This is a genomic window from Bradyrhizobium sp. C-145, assembly GCF_023375135.1.
GTDB lineage: Bacteria > Pseudomonadota > Alphaproteobacteria > Rhizobiales > Xanthobacteraceae > Bradyrhizobium > Bradyrhizobium zhanjiangense.
The window spans coordinates 1,888,411-1,914,269 of sequence record NZ_CP088150.1 but is presented as its reverse complement, the minus strand read 5'-3'; the positions used below and the strand labels follow the sequence as shown (position 1 = coordinate 1,914,269).

The following is a 25,859-nucleotide window of genomic DNA, read 5'->3' as shown; positions in this document are numbered from 1 at the left end:
CTCTCCCCTTGTGGGAGAGGGTGGCTCGCCGCGCAGCGGCGAGACGGGTGAGGAGTCTCTCTCCGCGCGCACTTCTCTCAATGAGTCCGTGGAGGGAGACCCCTCATCCGGCGCTTCGCGCCACCTTCTCCCACAAGGGGAGAAGGGAAGACGTCCGCGCTAGACGCGCCCCTGCCTAAAACGGCAGCCCCACATAATTCTCCGCGAGCAGGCGCTGCGCGGTCTCCGACGAGAGCAGATAGTCGAGCTCCGTCTGCTGAAGCCGATCCTCATATTCGAGCCGATCGGGGAAGCGGTGCAGCAGCATCGTCATCCACCACGAGAAGCGTTGCGCCTTCCATATCCGCGCCAGCGCCTTGGCGGAATAGCCCTTGAGGCCGGAATCGTCGCCGTGCTGATAGTGCGCGAGCATGGCGTGGTAGAGGTAGTAGATATCGGAGGCGGCGCTGTTCAGCCCGCGCGCGCCGGTCGGCGGCACGATGTGGGCGGCGTCTCCGGCGAGGAACAGGCGGCCATAGCTCATCGGCTCGGCCACGAAACTGCGCAAGGGCGCGATGCTCTTCTCGATCGACGGACCGGTGATCAGGCGGCCGGCGACCTCGACCGGCAGGCGGCGCTTCAGCTCGGCCCAGAACGCATCGTCGCTCCAGTCCTCCACCTTGTCGGTCAAGGGCACCTGGATGTAGTAGCGGCTCAGCACCTGCGAGCGCAGGGAACAGAGCGCGAAGCCGCGCTCATGCTTCACATAGATCAGCTCGGGCGACACCGGTTTCGTGCGCGACAGCACTCCTAACCAGCCGAACGGATAAACCTTCTCATATTCGCGCAGCACGTCTCTTGGGATCGACTTGCGGCTGACGCCGTGAAAGCCGTCGGCGCCGACGATGTAGTCGCAATCGATGCGAACGGTCTCGCCGTTCGAACGATAGGTCACGTAGGGACGGTCCGACGTCAGATCGCGCGGCGTCACGTCCTCGGCATTGTGCACGACCTTGCCGCCGAGCCGGTCGCGCGCTTCGTAGAGGTCGCGCGTCAGCTCGGTCTGGCCGTAGACCAGCACAGAATTGCCGCCGGAATGCTTGTGCAGGTCGATCTGGGAGAGCATGCCGTCATGGGCGATCTCGAACCCCCGATGGATCTCGCCCTCGCGGTCCATCCGCTCGCCGCATTGCGCCTCGCGCATCAGTTTTGCAAAACCGTGCTCGAGCACGCCGGCGCGGATGCGGGCCAGCACGTGGTCGCGGCCGTATTTCTCCAGCACGACGGTATCGATGCCCTTCAGATGCAGCAGCTGGGACAACAGCAGCCCGGACGGCCCGCCGCCGATGATACAGACCTGAACTTTCATTTTTGCGTCCTCCCGTCGGCGCTATTTTGCAGATTCAAAGCCGCAAACCGATGGAGGGTTTCGTCTTTGTCTTGTACTATTCGAACATGAGAAGCACAGCCCCTGCCCCGGCGATCCGGGTCTACAATCTCTTTGGCGAGTCCGGTGACCTGCCCGACGTCGTGCATTGCGAGACCATCGCGTCCCGCTCGGTGCTGCACGACTGGACACTGGCCGTGCACCGCCACGCCCGGTTGCACCAGGTGCTCCTGATCGAGCGCGGTGGCGGCGAGGCAACGCTGGACGGGCGCGTGGTATCCTTGAGACCGATGCAGATCGTCAACGTTCCGGTCGGACACGTCCACGGCTTCCGCTTCGTGCCCGATACCCAGGGCTGGGTGCTAACCATCGCCGCGGAGATCCTGGACGAGGCGCTGCTTGCGGCCGAAGGTCTGCGCGGAGCTCTGTCGCAATCGGGCGTGGTGCGCGGCACGCCGCAGATTCGCGCCACCATGAAGCAGATCTTCGCCGAACACGCCGCCCGCGATTTCGGCCGCGCGCATGTGCTGCGCGCGTTGTCGTCGGCCATGATCGGGCTCGTGGCGCGCGCGCTCACGAGCGAGAGCGGCGGCAACGGTTCAGCGGAAAGCGGATTGTTCCGCCGCTTCGAGGCGCTGCTGGAGCAGCATCATCTGGAGCGCTGGAGCGTCGCCGACTATGCCAATGCGCTGTCGGTGACGCCGACGCATCTCAACCGGATCACGCGGGCGGCGACCGGCGACACAGCCTCGCATCTGATTCTCAACCGGCTGATCCGCGAGGCGCGGCGCAACCTCGTTTACACCAACCTGCCGGTCTCGACGATTGCGTACGCGCTCGGCTTCGAGGATCCCGCCTATTTCAGCCGCGTCTACGCCGCGGCCACCGGGCTGTCGCCGCGCGCCTTCCGCGCGCAGCTCCATGGCAGCGAAAGCTGAGGCCCCGGATGCCAAACTTCCAAGCGTCGCATTCTACTCGCGTGCGCTTTCCCGCCTGCCATGGATCGGCTCTTCCTCGGGATGCCTCTTGTCGTAGTGGAGGAAGAGATCGAGCAGCGCCAGAAGCACAATGACGATACCGAAGCCGATGCTGAGGTGCATCGCGCGCGTGTGCGGGAAGCCAAGCAACCAGGGCGACACGATGAGCCAAATGCCCATCAGAACGTTGAGCCACTCCTCCCAATCCCGATAGGCGATGATGGCAGCCAGCGACAGGATGCCGATGATCGCGCTCGTTACCCAGAGGTCGATCTTGCCCTGGCTGATCGTCAGCTTGAACAGCCACGGGGATATGAAGAGTACAGCGGCGAGAAACAGATTGTAGACGTCAGGGACAGTTTCGCGCTCTTGCAACCTGCTCATGACACACCTCTCAACGAGGATATGTTGGAGGAAGCATTCGCCAGCGCTTTGGTTCCCGATCAACGCGCTTGGCACAATAGACTTTGGTCGCAGGCTGTGGTGTGAGCCGACCTGCTCAATCCGGCGTCTTCGCAGCCACTTACCTTCGTATATAGGCCCTTTACCTCAGTACAATTGAGTAGGGCATGCGCAGGCTTTAGCGTGGCTGCATTCGGCGCCCTGGCGCTGGTGGCATGGAACCTCCCTGACCTTGGCGCAAGACGGCTACCCCTGTCTGGTCGTCTGCGCCGCCTTTTTCAGCAAGCCATCGGCGCCTTCAGTGTTTTCCGGCTGGCAAGGCGTGCCCTGTCGGCTGGACCGGCTTTTTTGCGGAACTGGAGATTTGTGCACAATGTCTTCTCTCGAGAAGATCGCACTCTTTATCGATGGCTCCAATCTCTATGCCACCTCCAAGGCGCTCGGCTTCGACATCGATTTCAGGCGGTTGCTCGGCGAATTTCAAAGCCGAGGCTCACTGTTGCGCGCTTTTTACTACACGACCGTCATCGAGGATCAGGAGTTTTCGTCAATCCGCCCGTTGATCGATTGGCTCGACTATAACGGATACACCGTCGTCACGAAGCTCACCAAGGAGTACGTCGACGCCACCACCGGCCGCCGCAAGGTGAAGGGCAGCATGGATGTCGACCTCGCCGTAAGAGCGATGGAGCTCGCCGAGCACGTCGATCAGATCGTGTTGTTCTCGGGCGACGGGGATTTCCGTTCGTTGGTGGAAGCCCTGCAGCGCCGCGGTGTTCGCGTGACGGTCGTCTCCACGCTCTCCACTCAGCCGCCCATGATCGCGGACGACCTGCGCCGACAGACGGACGTATTCATTGATTTGGCAGAGCTGAAGCCAAAAGTGGGGCGTGATCCCGCCGACCGGCCGCGCGAGCTGCGGCAGCCACCGCAATTCCTCACGCGCGGATCGATCAATCGGGGCGACCGGGTGGAATGATCTCGGGACGGCCGCCGCCCGTCACACGTCGAAGAACACCGTCTCCTCCGGCCCCTGCAAATTGATCGTGAAGGCATACACGACCTTGCCGGCGCGTTCGCTGCGCGTGGCAACCAGCGTCTTGCGGCGCACCGGCGGCTCGACCAGGTTGAGCACGGGGTCGGCGGCATTGGCGGCCTCTTCATCCGAGAAGTAGAGCCGCGTGTTCAAGCCGATGTTGATCCCGCGTGCAACGATCCAGACATTGACATGCGGCGCGCATTTGCGGCCCGCCTTGTCGATGATGGCACCGGGCTTGATCGTTTCGAAGCTGACGAGGCCGCTGTCGAAGTCGGAGCCGGCGCGGCCCCAACCACGAAACTCCTGCTCCAGCGCACCCGCCGAGCGGTCGGCCGGATGGTTGTAGCGACCGGCCGCATTGGCCTGCCAGATCTCCAGCAGCACGTCGCGCAGCGGCGTACCGGTACCGTCGAGGACCCTGCCTTCCAGCGTGATGCGTTCGCCCTTGGTGTTTGGCGTCACCAGGACATTCGAAAAGTTCTTCTCGAAGATGTCGAAGCCGGCCATTGCCGGGATCAGACCGATATGAACGTAGGGACCGGCGGTTTGCGAAGCGGTTTCCTTGAGGTAGTTGAGCGGCTGCGGCATTGCTCAGTTTCCTTCGGAGCGATTTTCGAAATAGGTGGATCGCTGGCCGCGCAGCACGATGTCGAAGCGGTAGGTGAGCGAGTCGAAGGGTGTGGAGGCGTTGAGATCGAGCGGCGCGACGAGGCGGTCGAGCGCGTCCTTGTCCGGGATCGTCGTCAGGATCGGGCAGACCGGGATCAAGGGATCACCCTCGAAATACATCTGCGTGATCAGCCGCTGCGCAAAGCCGGAGCCGAACACCGAGAAGTGGATGTGGGCGGGGCGCCAGCTATTGACGTAGTTGCGCCAGGGATAGGGCCCGGGCTTCACGGTGCGGAAGTAGTAGTAGCCGGTGTCGTCGGTCAGCGCGCGGCCGCAGCCGCCGAAATTGGGATCGATCGGCGCCAGATAGGTGTCCTTCTTGTGCCGGTAGCGGCCTCCGGCATTGGCCTGCCAGAACTCGACCAGCGTGTTCGGCACGCCGCGGCCCGTCTCATCCAGCACACGGCCGTGGACGATGATGCGTTCGCCGACGGGATCGCCGTCCTTGGCGTAGTTGCGGATCAAATCATTGTCGAGCGGGCCGAGATCGTTGTGGCCGAACACCGGCCCCGTGATCTCCGAGACCGAGTTCTCTAGCGACAGCAATGCCTGGCGCGGCGAACGCAGCACCGAGGACTTGTAGCCCGGTGCGTGCGCCGGCGGATGGATCGAACGGTCGCGCTGGAAGAAGCCGCCATCGCGGGGCGTGAACGGCTCAGGGCGGTTGAGGCGGGGATCCTGCAAGGCTGCGAATGGAGCCTGGGCATTCATCGGCGTTGTCTCTCCCTTGGCGCCCCGGGGTCCGGGGGCGCGGCTTATCGGGAGATCATGAGCCGGTCTATTCCACAGATAAATAGATCGATTATAATATATTTCATGAAAGAAATCGATCATTTGGCCCTCGATGGCCACGCCCTCGAGCTGTTCCTGGCCGTGCTGGAAGAAGGCTCGGTGACGGCGGCCGCCACGCGGCTCGGCCTGACGCAATCCGCCGTCAGCCACGCCCTGAACAAGCTGCGGCGGATCGCGGGCGATCCGCTGTTCGCCAAATCCGGCCGCGGCATCGTCGCCACGGCCCATGCCCAGGCGCTGGCCGGAAAGGCACGCGCGCTGATCGACGAGATGCGCAGCTTCGCCGGCGGCGTCGCTTTCGCGCCGGCGCAGGCCCAGCTATCGCTAACGATCGCCGCCAATGACTTCCAGCGCGACCTGCTGCTGCCACGGTTCTTCGATCATGTCGCCGCGCAAGTGAAGAGCTTGAACCTGCGCGTGATCCCCTCGCAGTCGCCCTCGCCCGCGATGCTGCGCGAAAACCGCTGCGATCTGCTGATCACGCCGTTGCCGCCCGCCGGCGTCGACATCGTGCAGAAGCGGCTGCTGAGAGACCATTACGTCTGCTATTACGACGCCAAAGCGCGTGCCGCGCCAAGCGGCCGTAGCGCCTATCTTGCCGCGCGCCACATCACGGTCGTCTACACCGACAACGAGCGGCTCGACTTCGACCGTCGCTTGGCAGCCAATGGTTTCCACCGTGACATCGCCATCTCCGTGCCGAGCTTTTCGGGCGTGCCATCGTTCCTGCGCGGCTCGCAGATGCTGGCGAGCATGCCGAGCCTGCTGGCGCCTGGCGTCATGCTGGGCTTCGCCCACGTGCGAATTCCCCTGGCCTCGCGCACACAGACACTGGCCGAGCTGCCCATGTTCATGGTCTGGCACCAGCGCTACCAGAAGGATCCGGCCCATCGCTGGATCAGGAATCAACTCGAGACTGTCGCCGCGACGGCCGCCGCCTGAGCGACGGGCCGCGGCCTGCGAAAACCTGATTCCCGCCAAAGCCACTGGTTGCGCAGGGGGAGCCACGCTAAAATCCCTCTATGACCGTGACCGACATTGCGAGCCGAACCTACAATCACAGCTGGCGGCTGGATCCCATCATCCGCAGCCTGCTTGATACCGATTTCTACAAGCTGTTGATGTTGCAGATGATTCGGGAGGATTACCCGGATCAGCAGGTGACCTTCTCGGTCATCAACCGCTCGCGCCAGGTGCGCCTCGCCGAGATCATCGACGAGGGCGAGCTGCGCGCCCAGCTCGACCATGCCCGCACCATCCGTTTCTCCAAGAAGGAGCTGATCTGGCTTGCCGGTAACACCTTCTACGGCAAGACCCACATGTTCTCGGCGGACTTCATCCGCTGGCTGGCCGAATTCCGCTTGCCCGAATATGAGCTGCGCAAGGTCGAAGGCCAGTACGAGCTGCATTTCCACGGTCCCTGGACCCACACCACCATGTGGGAGATTCCGGCACTTGCGATCCTCAACGAGCTGCGCTCGCGCGCAGCAATGAAGGACCGCGGCCGCTTCGAGCTCGACGTGCTCTACGCCCGTGCCAAGGCCAAGTTGTGGACCAAGGTAGAGCGGCTGCGCAAGCTGGAGAATTTGCGGTTGTCCGACTTCGGCACCCGCCGCCGCCACGGCTTCCTCTGGCAGCGCTGGTGCGTGGAGGCGGTGAAGGAAGGCCTCGGCTCATCCTTCATCGGCACCTCCAACGTGCTGCTCGCGATGGACAACGATCTCGAAGCCATCGGCACCAACGCGCATGAGCTGCCGATGGTCGCGGCCGCGCTTGCCAGGGACGACGAGGAATTGCGCTGGGCGCCGTATCGCATCCTCGACCAGTGGCGCCAGACCTATGGCGGCAATCTCCTGATCGCACTGCCCGACGCCTTCGGCACGAAAGCGTTTCTGCGCGATGCGCCGGAATGGGTCGCCGACTGGACCGGCTTCCGCCCCGACAGCGCACCGCCGATCCAGGCCGGCGAGGAGATCGTCGCCTGGTGGAAGAAGAAGGGCCGCAATCCCAAGGACAAGCTGCTCGTCTTCTCCGACGCGATGGACGTCGGCTCGATCGAGGAGACCTATCACCACTTCGCCGGCCGTGTGCGGCTCTCGTTCGGCTGGGGCACCAACCTCACCAACGACTTCGTCGGCTGCGCGCCGGACGGCTCGTTCAATCTCGATCCCATCTCGCTGGTCTGCAAGGTGTCGTCGGTCGACGGCCAGCCGGCCGTCAAGCTCTCCGACAATCCGGAGAAAGCGACCGGCCTGCCCTCGGAGATCGAGCGTTACCTGCGCGTGTTCGGCGACGCCGGCCGCGTGCGCAAGCCGGTGCTGGTGTAAAGTGGAATCGCATTAGGTCGAATCCATTGCCGCGGGCTCGCTCACCTCTCCCGCTTGCGGGAGAGGCGTAGGCCGCCTTCGGCGGCCGTCATCTCAAGAGACGCCGAGGCAATGAACCTCCTCCGAATGAGTGGACATCTGTAGTAGGCTCATTGAGCCCGGAGGTGTCGAATGGAACGTCAACGTCGGTCATTTACCGAAGAGTACAAGCGCCAGGCCGTTGAGCTGGTGGTGTCGAGCGGTCGCTCGATCACGTCGGTAGGCAAGGAACTCGGGCTGCGCGACTCGGTGCTGCGGCGTTGGGTGGATAAGGCCGGGCAGCAGCCGGCATCGGCGGCGTGGCGCCCCACCACGCAGGCGACGCCGATGTCGGCGGACCAGGCTTCGGAGATCGCCCGGTTGCGCCAGGAGAACGAACGGCTGCGCATGGAGCGCGACATTTTAAAAAAGTCGATCGCGATCTTTGCCGGAACCCGGACATGAGCTTCCGCTTCATCGAGGACCATCGCGACGCCTATCCGGTACGATTGATGTGCGCCGTGCTCGAGGTCTCGCCGGCCGGCTATTACGCCTGGCGCGATCGCCCGGCGAGTCAGCGGACCAAATCCAATGCCACGCTGCTGGCTGCGATCCGGCAGGCCCATCACGACAGCAGCGGACGCTACGGCAGTCCCCGCGTCCATGCCGTGCTGCGGACGCAGGGCCGTGGCGCCAGCCGCGGCCGGATCGAGCGGATGATGCGCCGGCACGGTATCCGCGCCATCACGGCGCCGCCGCGCCGGGTGCGCACCACCGACAGCCGTCACGACCTGCCGATCGCCCCGAACCTGATCGCGCGCGACTTCACAGCGGAAGCCCCGAACCGCGTTTGGCTCGCCGATATCACCTACATCCCGACCGCGGAGGGCTGGCTGTATCTGGCGGCCGTCATGGATCTCTTCAGTCGAAAGATCGTCGGCTGGGCCATGCGGGATCACATGCAAGTCGAACTCGCATCCGCGGCGTTGACGATGGCCATCCAGCAGCAACGGCCGCAGGCCGGATTGATCCACCACTCCGATCGCGGCGTGCAGTATGCCTCACACGCCTATCGCGACGCTCTCACGGGCGCCGGCATCGTTGCATCGATGAGCCGCAAGGCCGATTGCTACGACAATGCCCCGATGGAGAGCTTCTTCCATACCCTGAAGACCGAGCTCGTTCACCATCGCGACTACCAGACCCGCGCCGAGGCCCAGCGCGATATCTTCGCCTTCATCGAGGGCTTCTACAACCGCACCCGGCTCCATTCCGCGATCGGATATATCGCCCCGATCGAGATGGAGCTAAAAGCCGCTTAAACCCCTCCACTTTTTCGGGGGAAGATCACAAAGCCTCGGCTATGGCGAAGCGCCGGGTGAGGGCTCTCTCCATTAGGGGATTGTCCCATCGCGGAAGCACCCTCTCCCAACCCTCTCCCGCTAGCGGGAGAGGGAGCCCACCTTCGCCTTTGCGGCTATCGAGCCTTATCTCATCATGCTCTAGCAGCGGACTGGACTCCTCTCGATCGGGTAAACGGCGCACGATGAATGCGAAGCATTGGTTCGCCGATGCCGCGCGAGTTCCGATTGACCGGTATTTGACGCGATCTGCGCGCATCCACTTCACAGCGCCTTCACCGTGCGGTGCAGTCGCTCGCGTTTTCAGGTCGAGTTAAGCAACATTCTGCTCTACTTCGCGTTGTAGGCCAACGCTCCGCTGGGATCGTTGATCGATTTGGGGAAAGCAGGGTGTTTCGCAGAACAGCGACGTCGACGAAGGGACACAGTTTCCTTCACGTGATCAAGCTCGTCTCGCCTTTCGTGATGGTCGTCCTGCTCCAGGCGGCGATCGCGGGATTCAGCCTCGAGGTGATGTCATCGGTCCGCGCCTATGTTGCAGGCGAAGCGTTGTGGTCGCGCTCGCAGAAGAACGCCGTCTATTTCCTCCATCGCTACCTGCATTCGGGCGAGGCAAGCCAGTTCGCGCAATACCGCGCCGCGCTCGCCGTTCCCATTGGCGACGAGTTCGCGCGCTGGGCGCTCGAGCGCGATCCGGTCGACGTCGAGGTCGCCCGCATCGGCTTCCTGCAAGGCGGCAACCATCCCGATGACGTGCCGGGACTGATCTGGCTGTTTCGCTACTTCAACCGCGTCAGCTTCCTCCAGGAAGCGATTCGCGAATGGGCTGCCACCGATCCCATGCTGCTGGAGCTCAGCGTGTTCGGCGAGGTGATCCGCTCCGAGCTGGAGAACGGCCCCATTCAAGACGACGACCGCCTGCAATTCCTGTCGTCGCGCCTCTCGGATCTCAACACCCAATTCACGGTGCATGCCAAGCGGTTCTCCACTGTCCTCGGTGAAGGCTCCCGTGCCATCAAGCTGACGCTGACTTGCATCAACATCGTCACCGCCGCGACGCTGATCCTGCTCCTGATCTGGCATACGCGGCGGTTGGTGCTGCAGCGACAGGCATTCGAGGATGCCTTGCACGCCGAGAAGGAGCGTCTGGCCTGGCAGGCGTCGCACGACTGGCTGACCGGTCTGTCCAACCGCCGCGCCTTCGAGGCGCGTCTGCAAAGCGAGCTAGACAATAGTGCGGCGGGCTCGCTGGGCCTGATCCTGCTCGATCTCGACCAGTTCAAGAGCGTCAACGACAGCTGCGGTCATCTCGCCGGCGACCGCCTGCTGTGCCAGGTGGCGCGCCTTCTGCAACAGGATCGGCATGCGCATGATCAGGTGGCCCGGCTCGGCGGCGACGAATTCGGCCTGATCCTGCCCTGGTGCCCGCCCGCGAAAGCTGTCGATATCGCCGAACGGCTGCGCCGATCGTTCGAACTGTTCAATTTCGCCTGGGACGACCGTTGCTTTGCGGTGACCGCCAGCATCGGCGTTGCCTGCATCGCCGACCGCAACACCACGCTCGAGGACGCGATGCGACGTGCGGATGCAGCCTGCTATCGCGCCAAGGAAAAGGGACGTAACCGGGTCCAGGTCGACGGCGGGAGACCGGACGTCGTCGTCGTGACAGCCCGGCCACGCGAAGCTGCGCGCGCTTGACCCGCGCGCCCCGTCACCGCCGAGGCAAAATGCCGAGGCCGGCGAGATGGGCGTCAACAAATTGTTCGATCTGCTGGCGCAGCATCTGCGGCGGCACGGCCACCATGCGCTCCTCGAGGCCGAGCGAGATGATTCCATGCACCGCGGAAAACAGCGTGCGCGACAACAGCGCGATCTTCACGTCATCCGCATCCGGCAATAGCCGCACCAGGGGTGGATGCATCAGCGCGAAGGCATCCATGACCATCTGAAGGATGTCGTCGGGATATGGACGGTCGTCCTCCATCCGATGCTCGAACAGCGAGCGCAACAGGTTGGCGTGCTCGGCAAAGAAGTCGAGATAGGTCGCGGCAAGTCCATAGAGCTGGCGAACGGGATCCTCGGCTGGAACTCCGCGCAGCCGCGCCGTGAGCGCCTGAACCGTCTCCCGGTTCACGGTCAGGATCACCCCATCGAAGTCGCCGAACTCGTTATAGACGCTGCCGACCGAGCAGCCGGCAGCCTCCGCGACATCCCGAACCTTCAATGATCTCAGCCCCTTAGCGGAAATGATGCCGCGGGCGATCTCCACGATCTGAAGTCGTCGCCGATTTTTTTTCTGCCCGCGCAACGATTCTTCTTGAACATTGTTCATCTTCAAGCTACTCATGTGAACATTGTTCAAATTAACCCGGAGACCTGCAAAATGCAAACCCTCGCTGTTGATATCGCCGCCACCTTCCTCGATGACGCCGCAGCTCTCGTGACCGGCTTTGGCCGGGCCCTGCTGCGGTTCGCCATGGCCCCGATCGATCGCATTGCAAATGCCTGCGACATCGCCGGCGTGCTCACCGAGCGGCGCGCGACCTTCCGGATGTGGCGGAAGAGCCGTGCCCGTGCGCGTCACGAGGGCCGCCGGTTCAGCCTGCTCGGCCGCCTCTCGCCCTTTCGCCACCTCGCCCATCTCACCTGAGACGGACGCAGCCGGCACGTTCCGATCGGTTCGAATGCAATATCCGGTTGCAACAAAGGACTCACCATGTCCCGACATTCGCAACCGACACCGCGGCGCTAGACAATGCGGTTCAGCTTTTCCTCACCGCTGGGCCGATATCCCGACAAGTCTTCTCCGGCCGAACCTGGCCGCGACCAGACATTTGCGAACCTAACGAGACCAGCTGGAGACCAACAGGATCGGAGGGATCGAGGGGACAAAGCAGGCCGGCAACCTCGTCACCCTGCAATCGTTCGTCCACACCCTTCCGGTCGTGACGCTTCACAGACAACGTAACGAATCTCAGGCTGCCTTTTTCAAAACAGGACTAGTCATGATCAGGGAATTGATGTCGTCACGCCGCTTCGCGCCGCTGTTCTGGGCGCAATTCTTCTCGGCGCTCAATGACAACGTGCTCAAGAACGCACTCGTCATCATCCTGCTTTACAGTGCCGCGACCGGCCATGGCGATGCGCTGGTGACGATCGCAGGCGCCGTCTTCATCTTTCCCTATTTCATCCTGTCCGGGCTCGGCGGCCAGCTCGCCGACAAATACGTCAAGTCCGTCGTCGCAAGGCGGCTCAAATTCGCCGAGATCTTCGCCGCTTGTTTTGCTGCCGCCGGCTTCTTCCTGCATTCGGTGCCGCTGCTGTTCGCAGCGCTCGCGCTGTTCGGCATCATCGCCGCCCTGTTCGGCCCAGTGAAATATTCCATGCTGCCGGACCAGCTCGAGCTCGGCGAGCTCGCGACCGGCAACGCGCTGGTCGAAGGCGCGACCTTCATGGCTATCCTGCTCGGCACCGTCGCCGGCGGCCAGTTCGTGGCCGGCTCGGCGCATATGGGCTGGGTCGCATCGGCCGTGGTCGTGCTGGCCCTGTTGTCCTGGGCCTTCGCCTCCCGCATTCCCGCGACCACGCCGTCTGCGCCCGAACTGCCCGTCACCGCCAATCCCTGGACCTCGACGCTCAGCCTCCTCAAAACGTTGCACGCCGATCACCGGCTGTGGGACGGCACCGTGATCGTCTCCTGGTTCTGGCTGGTCGGCGCCATCGTGCTGTCGCTGCTGCCGGCGCTGGTGAAGGACGTCGTGGGTGGCACCGAGGGCGTGGTGACGCTGTGTCTTGCGATCTTCGCGATCGGCATCGCCATCGGCTCGCTGTTCGCCGCCAGCCTCAGCCACGTTCGCCCGAACCTCGCTCTGGTGCCGATCGGCGCCATCATCATGGGATGTTCTGGCCTCGATCTCGCCTGGGCCATCGCCGTGACCACCAAGGGTCAGGACATCACCGCGGCCGGTTTCGCGACCTCGTTCGCGGGCCTGCGCATGATGATCGACTTCGTCGCCTTTGCATTCGGCGGAGGCTTATTTGTCGTTCCCTCCTTTGCTGCCGTCCAGGCCTGGTCGGCGCCGTCCGAGCGCGCCCGCATCATCGCCGCCGGCAATGTGCTGCAGGCCGCGTTCATGGTGGTCGGCTCGCTGTTCGTCGCGCTGTTGCAGGCGGGCGGATTGCATGTCGGCTGGATCTTCTTCGGCCTCGGCGTCGCGAGCTTCGGCGCGGTGTGGTTTGTCCTGACCAAGTGGGGCAAGGAAGGTGTGCGCGACTTCGGCGGACTGCTGTTCCGTGCACTGTTCCGCACCGAGGTGCGCGGCCTTGAGAACCTGCCTCCACCAGGCACCCGCATGCTGATCGCGCCCAACCATGTCAGCCTGATCGACGGCCCTCTGCTGCACGCCGTGCTGCCGATCGACGCCAGCTTCGCTGTCGATACCGGCATCTCGAAGGCCTGGTGGGCCAAGCCGTTCCTGCGCGTGGTCAAGCACTACACCATGGATCCGACCAAGCCGCTGGCCGCGCGCGACCTGATCAAGCTCGTCGCCGCCGGCGAGCCGGTGGTCATTTTTCCGGAAGGACGCATCACCGTCTCCGGCTCGCTGATGAAGGTCTATGACGGCACCGCGATGATCGCGGACAAGGCCGACGCCGTGGTCGTGCCGGTCCGCATCGAAGGCGCGCAGCGCTCCCATCTCAGCTATCTCAACAGCAGCCAGATCAAGCGCTCCTGGTTCCCGCGGGTGACGGTCACCATCCTGCCGCCGGTCAAGCTGCCGGTCGACCCATTGCTGAAGGGCAAGGCGCGCCGCAACGCCGCCGGCAGCGCGCTCCAGGACGTGATGATCGACGCCCTCGTCAAGAACGCCATGCTCGACCACACGCTGTTCGAAGCGCTCGGGCACGCCTACCGCGATCGCGACACCGGCAAGGTCATCATCGAGGACGCGCTCGGCACCAAGCTGACCTATCGCAAGCTGATCCTCGGCGCGCAGGTCCTTAGCCGCAAGCTCGAGAACGGCACCTCGGTCGGCGAGAATGTCGGCGTGCTGCTGCCGAACTCGGCGGGCGTCGCCGTCGTCTTCATGGCGCTGCAAAACATCGGCCGGGTGCCGGCGATGCTCAACTTCTCGGCGGGCCCGGTCAACGTCCTCGCCGCCATGAAGGCTGCGCAGGTGAAGACCGTGCTGACCTCGAAGGCCTTCATCGAGAAGGGCAAGCTGGACAAGCTGATGGCGGCGATCTCCGCGGAGGCTCGCGTCGTGTATCTCGAGGATGTCCGCGCCTCGATCAGTGCCGCCGACAAGATCAAGGGTCTGCTCGCCGGCACCGCGCCGCGCGTCACGCGCCAGGCGAATGATGCGGCCGTCGTGCTGTTCACGTCGGGCTCGGAAGGCACGCCCAAGGGCGTGGTGCTGTCTCATCGCAACATCCTCGCCAACGCGGCGCAGGCGCTGGCGCGGGTCGACGCCAATGCCAATGACAAGGTGTTCAACGTGCTGCCGGTGTTCCACTCCTTCGGGCTGACCGGCGGAATGATGATGCCGCTGCTGGCGGGCATTCCGATCTACATGTACCCCTCGCCGCTGCACTACCGGATCGTGCCCGAGCTGATCTACCAGACCGGTGCCACGATCTTGTTCGGCACCGACACGTTCCTCACCGGCTATGCACGCTCGGCACACGCCTACGACTTCCGCACCTTGCGCCTCGTGATCGCCGGTGCCGAAGCGGTCAAGGATCGGACGCGTCAGGTGTTCATGGAGCGCTACGGCATCCGCATCCTCGAAGGCTATGGCGTTACCGAGACCGCGCCGGTGCTGGCGATGAACACGCCGATGGCCAACCGTCCCGGCACCGTCGGCCGCCTGTCGCCGCTGATGGAAAGCCGGCTCGATCCGGTCCCCGGCATCGACGACGGCGGTCGCCTCTCGGTGCGCGGACCGAACGTGATGCTCGGATATTTGCGGGCCGAAAATCCCGGCGTGCTCGAGCCGCTCGCCGAGGGCTGGCACGACACCGGCGACATCGTGTCGATCGACGCAGCCGGCTTCATCACCATCAAGGGCCGCGCCAAGCGCTTTGCCAAGATCGCGGGCGAAATGGTCTCGCTGTCGGCGGTCGAGAGCATCGCGACGACGCTGTGGCCGCAGGCCGCATCGGTCGCCGTGTCGATCCCCGACCAGCGCAAGGGCGAGCGCATCGTGCTGCTGACGACAGAGAAGAACGCCGAGCGCAGCGCGATGCAGGGCCAGGCCAAGACGATCGGCGCGTCCGAGTTGACCGTTCCGGCAACGATCATGGTGGTCGACAAGGTGCCGCTGCTCGGCACCGGCAAGACCGACTATGTCACGGCAACGACGATGGCCCGCGAGCAAGCGTCGACACCGGAGCGCGAGGTGGCGTAACGAGAGATGCATGGGGCGCCCCAAACAGGCGAGGCGCGCTGCCCGGGAGTGGTTCTGCTTCATGGCATCGCGCGGACCTCTGCCTCCCTGAGCAAGCTGGAACGGGCGCTCCAGGCAAGCAGGTTCGCGACGCTCAACATCGACTATGCCAGCCGCAAGAAGCCAATCGCAGCGCTTGCGGACGATATCCACCCGGCAATCGCGCGCTTCGCCGAACGAAGCGCGCCGCTGCACTTCGTCGCGCATTCAATGGGCGGTCTCGTCGCGCGAGCCTACATCGCAAGATACCGGCCGCCCCGCCTTGGCGGCATCGTGATGCTGGGCACGCCGAATGGCGGCAGCGAGGTCGCCGATCTCTTGAGCGGATCTCGGCTCTACCGCGCATTCTATGGGCCCGCCGGGCTGGAGCTCACCACGCCGGCGACCCAGCCGGGCGTGCTGCCGCCCGTGGACTATCCCGTCGGCGTCATCGCGGGTAACCGCTTCATCGATCCCGTCGCCGGCCTCTTCGTCCTGCCGAAGCCGAATGACGGACGGGTGTCGGTGCAGAGCGCGATGCTGGCCGACATGGCGGACCATATCGTCGTGAAGGCGTCCCATACCGGATTGCCCCGCCACACTATTGCAATCGCACAGACGATCGCCTTCCTGCGCAAGGGCCGCTTTCAGCCGGGGTAGCGGTCACGCCGCCGTCCGCCGCTCCTGCGCATAACGCACCAGCGCCGCGAAGCGATAGATGCCGTGCACGAACTTGCCATAGGGCATGGTGATGAACAGCGCGAACACCGCGCCGAGATGCAGCGCCAGCAACGGCCCCATCGCAGCGGTCTCGCGCAGGAGCAAAAGAGCCATGCCTGTGATGCCGGTCAGGAACAGCATGGCGATGAAGCCGACATCCATGCCGTAGCGGCTCTCGTCGAGCAACGCCGGATCGCGCCGCATCCTGGCCCAGAACAGGCCGATCGGCCCGACGATCAAGCCGATGCCGCCGAGCGTACCGAGCACGACTGGCAGGTCCCACCACGGATACGGCGCCTCGCGGCCGAGCAGATAGTGATACAGCGTGGCGACCGAGGTCGCGGCAAAGCACAGTAGGAAGCCGTAGAAGGTCAGGTGGTGATAGAGCTTGCGCCGATCGGTCGGCTTGTCGTCTTCGTTATAGCAGCCGACGCCGCCGCCATGGAGATACCGCAGTTCGCCGGCATCGCGGATCGCCTGAAAGATCGAACCGCCATCGGCGCGGCCGCCAATCGGCGGACCGATGTCGCGCCAGAAGGCGCGCACGCTCAGGACGAGAGCAAGGATCGCATAAAGCAAGGCGGCGCTGAACAGCGCGGCCATCGCATTATGCGGCATAAGCTTGTAAAAGGCACCGGGGCCGGTGTGCACGCCGAACAGCACGCTGCGGTCGTTCCAGATGGCGAAGCCGAGGATGAAGGCGGCCATGCTCAGCGCGGCGATGATGCTGATGACGAGGCCGTTCCGCGCAAATGTGCCGGATAGCACCCGCGGCCAGGCATAGCCCGCGTAGGACTCGGCGCGCGCAATTGCCAGCGTCTTCGGAACGTTGACGTTGAATTCATGCGGCGGCGAGAACTGGCAGTCGACATAGCAGGCGCCACAGGCATGGCAGAGATTGGCGAGATAGTTGAGGTCGCCGTCGGAGAAGGCGCGGCGCATTTCCATAGCCGGAAACACCGCGCACAATCCCTCGCAATAGCGGCAGGAATTGCAGACCGTCATCAGACGGTCGGCTTCGTCCAAAATTCTGGTTCCGTGCATGGCTTTACTTCGTCAGGCCCTTTGCTTCGAGCCACTTCTGGATCAGGCCTGCGACCTCGAGGTTGTTCTTGTCCATCATCACCATATGCGAATTGCCCTTGATGCCCGCCTGCGGGAGGTCGACGACGTCGACGCTGCCGCCGGCCGCCTTGATGGCGTCCGCAAAGGCGATGCCGTTGGCACGGATCTTGGGCCAGCGCGAATCGCGCTCGATATAGTCGCCATAGATGATGAGTGTTGGAATGTTCTTCAGCACATCCGCCTTGGCGGGATCGCCGATGCCGGCCGGCTCGATCGCAATCAGCGCCTTGACCTTGTCAGGCCGGGCTTGCGCGACCTTGAAGCCGAAGCTGCCGGCCTGGCTGTGGAATAGGATCACCGAGGGACCGACGCGATCGATCTCGGCGATATAGGCGGCGATGGCCGCATCATCAGTCGTGGTCCAGCGCGGGACGTTCTGCTTGACGAAATTGTCGTAGCCCTCGACCGGAAACTGGTTGCCCGGCAACAGCTTTCGCTTGGCGGGATCGGGGTCGTAGGAGTTCGGACCATCGCCGATGCGGAAACGCTCGAACGGATTGGCCGTGGTGAGGAAGACCGGCTCGCCCTTGAAGATATCGGGGTATTGCGCCCAGCCTGCGCGCCCGCGCTCCACCGCGTCGGAATTATAGACCGCCCACCCCTTGCGCAGAAAATAATTCAGCCAGCCTTCGCGTCCGTCAGGCGTGGTCTCGTAGGTGACGCCGGTCAGCCCGCCGCCATGCCACATCAGCAGCGGATAGGCCCCCTTCTCGTTTGCCGGCAGGAAGTATTGCACATACATCTGCTCGACCTGATAGGTGCCGTTGGGATCGACCTTGGCCGGCACGCCGCCGGGTGTGAACACGACCTCCCTCACCGGCTTGCCGGAGATTTCGACGAGACGCCCACCGACATGGAACGAACCCATGTCGCGCAGGGTGATCGGCTCGGCGGCGCGAGCGTGGCCGACGATCAGCAAAGCCGTGATCAACGCGATGGCAAGGCGCGACATGGTGTCTCCTTAAGTCTTTTCTTCATTCTAGTTCTTCGCCTGGCGTGCCGCTTCCCGTCCTGCGATCCGTCCGAACACGCTGCCGATGGTCATGCCCATGCCGGCGGCATAGCCCTTGCCGAGCACGTTGCCGGCCATGATCTCGCCGGCTGCGAACATGTTGGCCGACGGCCTGCCGTCAGCCATCAGCATGCGCGCCTCCTTGTTCACGCGCGTGCCGAGATAGGTGAAGGTAATGCCGGGCCGCACCGGATAGGCGAGATAAGGCGGCGTCTCGATCCGCCGCGCCCAATGGGTCTTCGGCGGCGCGATGCCCTCGGTGCGACAGTCGTCCAGGATCGTGTGATCGAAGGTGCCGGGCCGCACCGCGGCGTTGAACTCGGTGATGGTCTTTTCTAGCGCCGCCGGATCGAGCTCCAGCTTGCCGGCAAGCTCCGCCACCGTCTGCCCGGCGATCGGCGGAAACAGCGTCGGCATAAAGCTCGTGACCACGGTCGAGTCGAAGATGATATAGGCGATCTGGTCCGGCTGCGCCGCGACCAGCCGGCCCCAGATCGCGTAGCGCTTCGGCCAGATGTCCTCGCCTTCGTCATAGAAGCGCTGCGCATGCTTGTTGACGACGATGCCGAACACGACGGAGTCGTGGCGGGTGATAATGCCGCCGTCGAATTTCGGCGCGCGGGCGTCGATCGCAACCGCATGGCACTGGGTGGGATCGCCGACCTCCTGCACGCCTTTGTCGAGCAGCATCTTCAGGATCGAGCCGCGATTATAGGGCGTACCGCGGATCAGGAAATTGTCGGCGGCCTCGCCCCAATATTGCTTGAGCCATTCGATGTTGGCCTCGAACCCGCCGGCCGCCGCGACCAGCGAGGTCGCGCGGATCTCGGTCTCGCCGTTGATCGGCCGCTTGAGGCGCGCGGCGAGGAACATGCCGTCCTCGATCACGAGATCGATGACTTCGGCATCGTATTCGACCTCGACACCCAGCTGCTCGGCCGTGAGATAAAGCGCATTCAGCATCGCGCGGCCGCCGCCGAGGAAGAACGAGTTGGTGCGGCCGAGGCTCAGCGTGCCGCCGAGCGACGGCTGCCAGCGCACGCCCTGCTCCACGATCCAGTTCAAAATGTCCTTGGACTCCCGGATCATGTGACGGGCGAGCACCTCGTCAGTCTGCCCGCCGGTGACGCGCAGCAGGTCCTCCCAGAACTCCTCCTCGGTATAGGGGCCGGTCAGGATTTCCGTGGCGGCGTCATGGGCGCAGCGCATGTTGCGGGTGTGGCGGGTGTTGCCGCCGCGATAGAACTTTGGCGCACCCTCGAGCACCAGCACCGACGCTCCAGCGCGCCGCGCCGCGATCGCCGCGCACAGCGCGGCATTGCCACCGCCGATCACCAGCACATCGTACTTGCTGCCCATACCGTCTGCCCGCTGGCACGCGAGATTAGAGACATTCTGTCCGTCAGCGACCATGCCCAACCAGGGCGCCGTTGCGTACCTTTGTATACAAATATATACATAGACGACGCAACCTGCATTTCCGCATGGGCGGATGCGCATCGAGGAACAATGGCCAGACGTCCGGCAAAGACAGGCGGAACGATCTCGCGCGGCGGCGGTATCGCGCTGGGCGAAGCCGTGTTCCGTTCGCTCTGCGAGGCACTCCAGGCCGGCAGCTACCGCGCCGGCGACCGCCTGCGCGAGGAAGAGGTCGCGCAGCGGCTGAAGGTCAGCCGCACCCCGGTTCGCGAAGCCCTCGGCCGGCTCGCGGCACGCGGCTTCGTCGAGCCGGCCGGCGGCCGCGGGCTGATCGTGCGCAGCCTCGACATCTCCGAGGTGCTCGAGCTCTACGCCATGCGCGAGATCATGGAAGGCGCCGCCGCGCGCCTCGCCGCCGCACACGCCTCCGCCACGGAGATCGACGCACTCCGCGATATCGAGCAAGCCCTTGTCGAGGTATCGGAGAGCGACGCGGCCGAGATGGCGAGGCTCAATCGCGCCTTCCATGAAGCTATCTGCCGCGCCGCGCGCAACCGCTATCTCGACAACGCTTCGCGGGAATTGCAGGACTGGATCGCCCTGCTCGGCCCGACCACCTTTACGGTGACCGGCCGTCCTTCAACCAGCCACGGCGAACATCGGGCCATCATCGACGCCATCGCCGCGCGCGACGGCGACAGGGCCGAGCAGCTTGCGCGTGCACACATCCGTGAGGCCCTGCGTTGCCGGCTGAAACTGCTGCAGAAGCAGTAGCGCCGATCACGCTTCGAAGACGCGCGTCAGCAACCAGTAGCCGCCGAGCAGGCTGATTGCCGCGGAGACAGCATAGACCAGCCTCGCAGCCCGCACTGGCTTTGACCGGTCGGCTGCAAACAGCCGATCGACCAGGCCAAGCAGCGGCAGCACGATCGAAACGATCGCGACCTGCCCGATCTCGACGCCAATGTTGAAGGCGGCGAGCGCCGGCACCACCGCGTTCGGCGGCAGGCCGATCTCCTGAAGCGCACCGGCGAAACCAAAGCCGTGGATCAGTCCGAACAGAAAGGTCACGCGCCAGCGCTTGTCGATGTCGCGCGAAAAGAAATTCTCCACGGCAACGAACAGGATCGAGGCGGCGATCGCCGGCTCCACGATCCGGCTCGGAATGGCGAGGACGTCCAGCGCGGCCAGGGACAGCGTGAGCGAATGGGCAATGGTGAAGGCGGTGACGATTTTGATGATGGGAATAAGCCGGCGTGCCCACAGCACGACGGCGATCAGGAAGGCGATGTGATCGTAGCCGAGAAAAATGTGCTCGATGCCGGTGAGGAGATAGCGCTGCATCGTCGACCACAGCAGCGGCGCGGGGGCGGACAGCGTGACCGTGGTATTGCCAGAATCGAGCAGCGCCTGCGCCTCGGTCCCATTCTGCGCGACCAGCACCACCTGACGCGCGGTGGGGTCCCTCTCGGTCAGCACGGTGGAGCGATAGACGATGTCACCGGCCACGGCGGCACAATCGAAACTGTTGCGATAGATGATGCCGTCGCCGTCCGCCAGGATCGCGGCAGTCCTGGCCGAGCACGCCGTGCCGCCGGCGCCGGTTACCGCGAGATGTGATCGTACATAGGTCAGGATCGAGGCCGCGGCCATTTCGACCGCGGCCGGATCGACCGCATCTTGCTTCGCGTCATAGACCTTCGTACCGACAAGCCGGTCGACGTCGCTACCCTTGAGTGCCACCTCGATGGTCACGGCGCGAGCGGCGGTCAGTGCCACACGTGCGGTCGACAGATTGACCTGGTGTGCCCATGCCGGCATGCCGATGCCGAGCAGAATCATGCCGAGCAGCGCCAGGCGCGCTCGCATCATGATCCCGCTCCGACCGCGCGCAGCAGCTCCGTCAAGCGGCGCATCTCGAACTCGGCCACCGTGACCACGGCGCCCTCGGGCGCGAGCCGCGCGTAACGATCGAGGCTGTCGGCGGAGGCGCCGAATTCGAGCCTTGCGAGCGGCGCCGACGCGTCGCGCGCGAAGACCAGAACGATCAGGCTCGGCAGATTGAGGCCGTAGCGCGCCAATTGCGACGGATCGGCAGCGCCAATCCGCGTCTCGACCGCAGCGGCATCGAACGCACGCAGCGCTGCATCGATAATGCGGGCCTGCTCGGAATCGGCGACATGGACAACATTACCGGCGGCATGGTTGTGCTGACCGAGATGGCGGAACCAATTGCCGCCGGCATCGCGCTCGAAACGGGTGAGCTTGCCGGCGAAGACGATCTCGAGCGCCCAGACCTGCGCCATCGATACCGGCAGCAACAGGCTCTTGCCACGGCTCGCCGCATCGGCGCCGGCCGGACCGCGCAGGCGGCGCGTCATGTCGAAGGTGACGCGCCACTCCTCGCCGACATGGCGCGGCATCAGGTATACGGCGGGGCGACCGCTGACCCGGACATAGTGCGACGTGTTCGCCGGATTGAGCGCGCCCACATTCACCGACGTCGCCGTACCGTCGACGGCCTCGATGACCGCGACGGTTGCGGGTGGGTCCAGACCGAAGCCCGCGAAGCTTGCCGGGCTGAGCTCGCCGGCTTGGATTTCGCGCGCCGGCTCGCTCACCGTGGCGAGCCGCAGCGCCGTCTCGAGATGCGTCCTGAGCTCAGCCGGCATGGTGCCATCCAGCCCCTCGATCGCCCATGCGCCTTCCCTGCGAAGCAAGACGACGCTGTCACCATCCGAACGGATCTCCACCCTCCGAATGTCGGCCGGCGTGAGGGCCAGGAGGCCCTTGGGTGCGAATGCGACCTTGCTGCGCAGCGCCGGCCACTCTCCACTGAGGACCAGCAGCCCGAGGAGCGCCACCAGCACCACAGCCAGGAGCAGCATCAGCCATCGGGGCGTCCCGCCTCCGGCCGCCCCGGCCCTCACCGCCGCCTCCACCACATCGCAACACCGAACAAGGCCGTGCTCAGCGGCAACAGCACTTCCAGCACAATGAAGGTGTCGCGCATCTGGCCGCTGGTCAACACGATCTCCGGCAGCTTGAAGGTCTGCGGTGCGACACTTGGCGAATTATCATCCTCGGCGAGCCAGCGTAGCGTGGCGAGCGACAGCTCGCCGTTGGAGACATAGGGGAAATATTCGTTGCTCGCGAACTTGCTGGTCCCGGCTATGACCATGCGGAAGCGCTTGTCTGGCGCGCCGCCCGGCCAGGTCCCCTCGAGAGCAACCGCGAGCGGCTGGGCATTGCGGGGCCGTGTTGCCGCCCCATCGCTCGCAGCGGCGCCATTCCTGGGCGAACGCAGGTAGCTGTCCTGGCTGCTGGCCGCGAGCACGATCGTGCTTACGCCGCTTGGCGGCTGCGTGACCGCGAGCGGCCGGACTTGCGGAAACACGGTCAACGCCAGGCGCCGGGTGATCGGATGCGGCGGATAATAGGGGACCGCGACCTTGTCGGCGTCGGTGCGGAAATGGTTGAGGGGATCGATCACGATCGCCGCCTCGGTCGACAAGCCGACAGGCCTCAGCAGCAGGCGCTCGAAATCGCCGTTGACCTCCGATAGCGGATCAATCAGCAGCAGAAGCCGGCCCCCTCCTCTGACATAGTCGCCAAGCAGCGCCGCCTCGTCAGCGGAAAAGGCGGTGCGTGGGCCGACATCGGCCACGACCGAGCAGTCTGACGGGATGCTGGAGGCAGTCGCCGTGACGAGCTCGCGCATTTCGAAACCGATCTGGTTCAACGCGAGCTGGAGACGGTCGAGCGCTTCCGGCGCCGCCTCCAGCACGTCGCCAGCGCCGGGCGTCTCGTGCCCCTTCAGCGTCTCGACATGGCTGAAATGGAAATGCGAAGGCAGCGGCCGAAACGTCTCGCCGTGACCGGTGACGAAGCACACAGTCTCCACCCGCTTGCGCAGCACCCGCAGCGCCGCATAGCCGATGCGAGCGGGATCAATGACGTTCTCGACCAGGACCTTGCGATCCTCGGCCTGGAGCACCGCCGTGTTGTAGGCGCGAACGCCGAGATCGCGGGCAAGGCCTGGCTCCTTGTCGAGATCGATGGCGCGGAACGCGAACAGCGCATGATTGCGCGCCGCGGTCTGAACCAGTTCCTTGACGTTGACTGCATTTGCATCGCCGGCATTGTAGAAATAGGTCAGGGACAGCGGGACGCGCAATTGCGCGATCACGTCGGTGAGCTGCTGCGGCGGCGTGTTGCGCCCTTCGCGGCTGACGTCGAAGTGCAAATCATGACGATAGAGCGCAACGTTGGCGCCGATCACGACGGCGATGGCGGCAAGGACGATCGACGTGTTCGCGAGCCAGGCCGAACCGCCGCTGCGCAACGGCAGCCTGATCGCGACGATGAAGAGTGCGAGCAAGGTGAGACCGCAGGCCATGAACAGCAAGGTGTTCGAGGCCGACTCGCCAAGTCCGGCAAAGCCGAGTGCGCCGCAGATGATCGCTCCGGCCGCCAGGACGAGCAGCGCGACGTTCGATCTGGCGGGGCCGGTCATTCGGTTGCCTCTCACCGCCGCGCCAGCGCGCGGACCGTCAACAGCAGCATCAGCAGCGTGACGCTGAGGAAGAAGCCCACGTCGGACAGGTAGATCGAGCCGACGGCAAAGGGACGGAAATGGACCGAGAGCGACAGGTTCACCACCAGCGTGTCGAACGGGCTCGGCAGCAGCCAGCCGAAATTGTCGATGATCCAGAGCAGGAGGAACACGCTGAGCGAGATCAGCGCCGCGATCACCTGGTTGGCCGTCAACGCCGAGGCCAACAGCCCCGCGCCGACCAGCGCCGAGCCGAACAGCAAGAGGCCGAAATAGCCGCTGTAGATCGGGCCGAAATCCGGATCGCCGAACCAGGCGAGCGCGGACGCATAGGCCCCCGACAGCACAAGCATGACCACGATCAGGCTCATCGCGGCGAGAAATTTCGCAAGCACGATGGCGACCTCGGAGACAGGCGCGGTCAGCAGCACCTCCAGCGTCTTGAGCTTCCGCTCCTCCGCGAACAGGCGCATGGTGATCAGCGGCGCGGTCAGCATGAACAGCACGAACATCTGGAAAAAGACGTGCACCATGCTCGGCTGATGGCTGAGGAACAGCGTCAGCGTGAAGCTATAGCCCATGACCAGCAGGAACACGGTCATCAGCACGTAGGCGATCGGCGAAGAGAACAGCGCTGTCGCTTCCTTGCCCAGCAGCACGGCAAAGCTTCTCATGCGGCCGCCTCCGGCTGGCGGGTGAGGTCGAGAAACACCCGCTCGAGGTCGGGCCGCAGCTCGGTCAGCTCACGCACCGCAATTTGCGCACCGACCAGCGCGGACAAGAGGTCGGCGGCAAGTGCGGGACGCCGATCCGCCGCAACGACAAAGCGCCCACCTCCATCGGCAGCGGCGACGATGTCGCGCACGCCGGCGACAGCATCAGCCGCAGCGCGAATGAATTCGAGCGACGCATCCGCCGACAAGCGAAGCCGGAGATCGGGCGCGGCATCCTTCAATGCATCGGATGTCAGCAGCACGCCATCGAGCAGGATCATCACCCGCGACGCAATCTTCTCGATCTCGGGCAGGATGTGCGAGGCCATGAGCACGGTGTGCCGTCCGGCCAGCGACTGGATCAGGTCGCGTACGGCGATCACCTGATGAGGATCGAGCCCGCTGGTCGGCTCGTCCAGCACCAGAACGTCTGGATTGCCCAAGAGTGCTTGCGCGATCGAGACACGCTGGCGGAAGCCGCGCGATAATTTGCCGGCTGTCAGCTTCATGACGCGCACAAGGTCGAGCCGCTCGGCCGCCTCGTCGACCGCGGCCCTTGCCTTCGCCCCGTGCAGGCCCTTGAGCCCCGCCATAAAATGCAGGAATTCGCCGACCCGCATGTGGTCGTAGAGCGGCGCATCTTCCGGCACGTAGCTGATGGCGCGGCGCACACCGATGGAATCCTCAACCACGTCGTGACCGGCGACCGCAATGCGCCCGCTCGTCGGAACCAGATAGCCCGTAAGCATGCGGAAGATCGTGCTCTTGCCGGATCCGTTCGGCCCGAGCAGTCCGACGATCTCGCCCGGCGCGATGGAAAACGAGACGTCGGCGACAGCGCGCCGCGGCCCGTACCATTTTGTCACGCGCTCGGCGACAACGACCGGAGAGACAGCCGGAAGCATGAAGACTTTAGACACCCCTCTGGCAGGTACT

General features: G+C 64.5%; 23 protein-coding genes. 10 read left to right on the top strand and 13 right to left on the bottom strand.

What is annotated here, in order from left to right; all coding sequences use genetic code 11:
• Positions 1–175 precede the first annotated feature (175 nt).
• On the bottom strand, positions 176–1,348 hold the full coding sequence (pobA, locus tag LRP30_RS08910) for a 4-hydroxybenzoate 3-monooxygenase (RefSeq protein ID WP_249760062.1): 1,173 nt from the start codon (positions 1,346–1,348) through the stop codon (positions 176–178).
• 50 nt (positions 1,349–1,398) lie between these two features.
• Here pobA and LRP30_RS08905 point away from each other — a divergent pair, with 50 nt between their 5' ends.
• Positions 1,399–2,304 carry a helix-turn-helix domain-containing protein gene (locus LRP30_RS08905; protein WP_128935792.1) on the top strand — a complete coding sequence of 302 codons (906 nt, stop codon included), beginning with the start codon at positions 1,399–1,401 and terminating at the stop codon, positions 2,302–2,304.
• Between the two features lie 33 nt (positions 2,305–2,337).
• Here the strand turns inward: LRP30_RS08905 and LRP30_RS08900 are convergent, their stop codons facing one another.
• The gene (locus LRP30_RS08900) at positions 2,338–2,727 is read right to left on the bottom strand and encodes an SPW repeat protein (protein WP_249760061.1); all 390 of its coding nucleotides are present in this window, start codon (positions 2,725–2,727) and stop codon (positions 2,338–2,340) included.
• A 391-nt stretch (positions 2,728–3,118) separates the two neighbouring features.
• On the opposite strand from LRP30_RS08900, the gene LRP30_RS08895 reads away from it, so the two are divergent.
• Positions 3,119–3,724 carry an NYN domain-containing protein gene (locus LRP30_RS08895; RefSeq protein ID WP_128937555.1) on the top strand — a complete coding sequence of 202 codons (606 nt, stop codon included), beginning with the start codon at positions 3,119–3,121 and terminating at the stop codon, positions 3,722–3,724.
• 21 nt (positions 3,725–3,745) lie between these two features.
• Here the strand turns inward: LRP30_RS08895 and pcaG are convergent, their stop codons facing one another.
• Both pcaG and pcaH read right to left on the bottom strand, forming a co-directional pair.
• The gene (gene pcaG, locus LRP30_RS08890) at positions 3,746–4,372 is read right to left on the bottom strand and encodes a protocatechuate 3,4-dioxygenase subunit alpha (RefSeq protein WP_128935794.1); all 627 of its coding nucleotides are present in this window, start codon (positions 4,370–4,372) and stop codon (positions 3,746–3,748) included.
• 3 nt (positions 4,373–4,375) lie between these two features.
• Positions 4,376–5,164, bottom strand: coding sequence for a protocatechuate 3,4-dioxygenase subunit beta (gene pcaH / locus LRP30_RS08885; protein WP_249760060.1), 789 nt, complete (start codon positions 5,162–5,164; stop codon positions 4,376–4,378).
• A gap of 105 nt (positions 5,165–5,269) precedes the next feature.
• On the opposite strand from pcaH, the gene LRP30_RS08880 reads away from it, so the two are divergent.
• The 4 genes from LRP30_RS08880 to LRP30_RS08865 all read left to right on the top strand — a co-directional run bounded on the left by LRP30_RS08880 (position 5,270) and on the right by LRP30_RS08865 (position 10,649).
• Positions 5,270–6,187 (top strand): LysR family transcriptional regulator, encoded by a 918-nt coding sequence (locus tag LRP30_RS08880; protein WP_164934407.1) that lies wholly within the window; start codon positions 5,270–5,272, stop codon positions 6,185–6,187.
• 80 nt (positions 6,188–6,267) lie between these two features.
• Positions 6,268–7,572: a nicotinate phosphoribosyltransferase gene (gene pncB / locus LRP30_RS08875; RefSeq protein WP_128938217.1), complete on the top strand. Its 1,305-nt coding sequence runs from the start codon at positions 6,268–6,270 to the stop codon at positions 7,570–7,572.
• A gap of 171 nt (positions 7,573–7,743) precedes the next feature.
• Positions 7,744–8,912, top strand: a protein-coding gene (locus LRP30_RS08870) for an IS3 family transposase (RefSeq protein WP_249757655.1) whose coding sequence is annotated in 2 segments (ribosomal slippage) — positions 7,744–8,032 and positions 8,032–8,912 — 1,170 coding nt in all. Because the reading frame shifts where the segments join, the coding sequence is not laid out codon by codon here.
• 429 nt (positions 8,913–9,341) lie between these two features.
• Positions 9,342–10,649 carry a GGDEF domain-containing protein gene (locus tag LRP30_RS08865; RefSeq protein WP_249760059.1) on the top strand — a complete coding sequence of 436 codons (1,308 nt, stop codon included), beginning with the start codon at positions 9,342–9,344 and terminating at the stop codon, positions 10,647–10,649.
• A gap of 13 nt (positions 10,650–10,662) precedes the next feature.
• On the opposite strand, the gene LRP30_RS08860 is transcribed toward LRP30_RS08865, so the two are convergent.
• Positions 10,663–11,283, bottom strand: coding sequence for a TetR/AcrR family transcriptional regulator (locus LRP30_RS08860; protein WP_206734846.1), 621 nt, complete (start codon positions 11,281–11,283; stop codon positions 10,663–10,665).
• Positions 11,284–11,334: 51 nt separating this feature from the next.
• Between LRP30_RS08860 and LRP30_RS08855 the strand changes: the two genes are divergently transcribed.
• The 3 genes from LRP30_RS08855 (at position 11,335) to LRP30_RS08845 (ending at position 16,039) form a co-directional block, all read left to right on the top strand.
• Positions 11,335–11,601 carry a hypothetical protein gene (locus tag LRP30_RS08855; protein ID WP_164940883.1) on the top strand — a complete coding sequence of 89 codons (267 nt, stop codon included), beginning with the start codon at positions 11,335–11,337 and terminating at the stop codon, positions 11,599–11,601.
• 355 nt (positions 11,602–11,956) lie between these two features.
• Entirely contained in the window at positions 11,957–15,361 is a 3,405-nt protein-coding gene (locus LRP30_RS08850; protein ID WP_249760058.1) for an acyl-[ACP]--phospholipid O-acyltransferase, read from the top strand.
• A 6-nt stretch (positions 15,362–15,367) separates the two neighbouring features.
• A complete protein-coding gene (locus tag LRP30_RS08845) occupies positions 15,368–16,039 on the top strand; it encodes an alpha/beta fold hydrolase (RefSeq protein WP_249760057.1) in 672 nt (223 codons plus the stop codon).
• Positions 16,040–16,042: 3 nt separating this feature from the next.
• Here the strand turns inward: LRP30_RS08845 and tcuB are convergent, their stop codons facing one another.
• The 3 genes from tcuB to tcuA are packed head-to-tail and all read right to left on the bottom strand — an operon-like array spanning position 16,043 to position 19,595.
• Positions 16,043–17,143, bottom strand: coding sequence for a tricarballylate utilization 4Fe-4S protein TcuB (gene tcuB / locus LRP30_RS08840; RefSeq protein WP_249760056.1), 1,101 nt, complete (start codon positions 17,141–17,143; stop codon positions 16,043–16,045).
• A gap of 4 nt (positions 17,144–17,147) precedes the next feature.
• Positions 17,148–18,176 carry an esterase gene (locus LRP30_RS08835; RefSeq protein ID WP_128935803.1) on the bottom strand — a complete coding sequence of 343 codons (1,029 nt, stop codon included), beginning with the start codon at positions 18,174–18,176 and terminating at the stop codon, positions 17,148–17,150.
• A 27-nt stretch (positions 18,177–18,203) separates the two neighbouring features.
• A complete protein-coding gene (tcuA, locus tag LRP30_RS08830; RefSeq protein WP_249760055.1) occupies positions 18,204–19,595 on the bottom strand; it encodes an FAD-dependent tricarballylate dehydrogenase TcuA in 1,392 nt (463 codons plus the stop codon).
• A gap of 150 nt (positions 19,596–19,745) precedes the next feature.
• On the opposite strand from tcuA, the gene LRP30_RS08825 reads away from it, so the two are divergent.
• Entirely contained in the window at positions 19,746–20,429 is a 684-nt protein-coding gene (locus LRP30_RS08825) for a GntR family transcriptional regulator (protein ID WP_249760054.1), read from the top strand.
• 6 nt (positions 20,430–20,435) lie between these two features.
• Here the strand turns inward: LRP30_RS08825 and LRP30_RS08820 are convergent, their stop codons facing one another.
• The 5 genes from LRP30_RS08820 to LRP30_RS08800 are packed head-to-tail and all read right to left on the bottom strand — an operon-like array spanning position 20,436 to position 25,828.
• Complete coding sequence (locus tag LRP30_RS08820; RefSeq protein WP_249760053.1) at positions 20,436–21,527, bottom strand: HupE/UreJ family protein; 1,092 nt, start codon at positions 21,525–21,527, stop codon at positions 20,436–20,438.
• Positions 21,524–22,543 (bottom strand): DUF4340 domain-containing protein, encoded by a 1,020-nt coding sequence (locus LRP30_RS08815; protein ID WP_249760052.1) that lies wholly within the window; start codon positions 22,541–22,543, stop codon positions 21,524–21,526. The genes LRP30_RS08820 and LRP30_RS08815 overlap by 4 nt, the downstream gene beginning before the upstream one ends.
• A gap of 38 nt (positions 22,544–22,581) precedes the next feature.
• Positions 22,582–24,171 (bottom strand): Gldg family protein, encoded by a 1,590-nt coding sequence (locus LRP30_RS08810; RefSeq protein WP_249760051.1) that lies wholly within the window; start codon positions 24,169–24,171, stop codon positions 22,582–22,584.
• An 11-nt stretch (positions 24,172–24,182) separates the two neighbouring features.
• Positions 24,183–24,884: an ABC transporter permease subunit gene (locus LRP30_RS08805; protein ID WP_249760050.1), complete on the bottom strand. Its 702-nt coding sequence runs from the start codon at positions 24,882–24,884 to the stop codon at positions 24,183–24,185.
• Positions 24,881–25,828, bottom strand: a complete 948-nt coding sequence (locus tag LRP30_RS08800; RefSeq protein ID WP_249760049.1) for an ABC transporter ATP-binding protein — start codon at positions 25,826–25,828, stop codon at positions 24,881–24,883. The genes LRP30_RS08805 and LRP30_RS08800 overlap by 4 nt, the downstream gene beginning before the upstream one ends.
• Positions 25,829–25,859 lie beyond the last annotated feature (31 nt).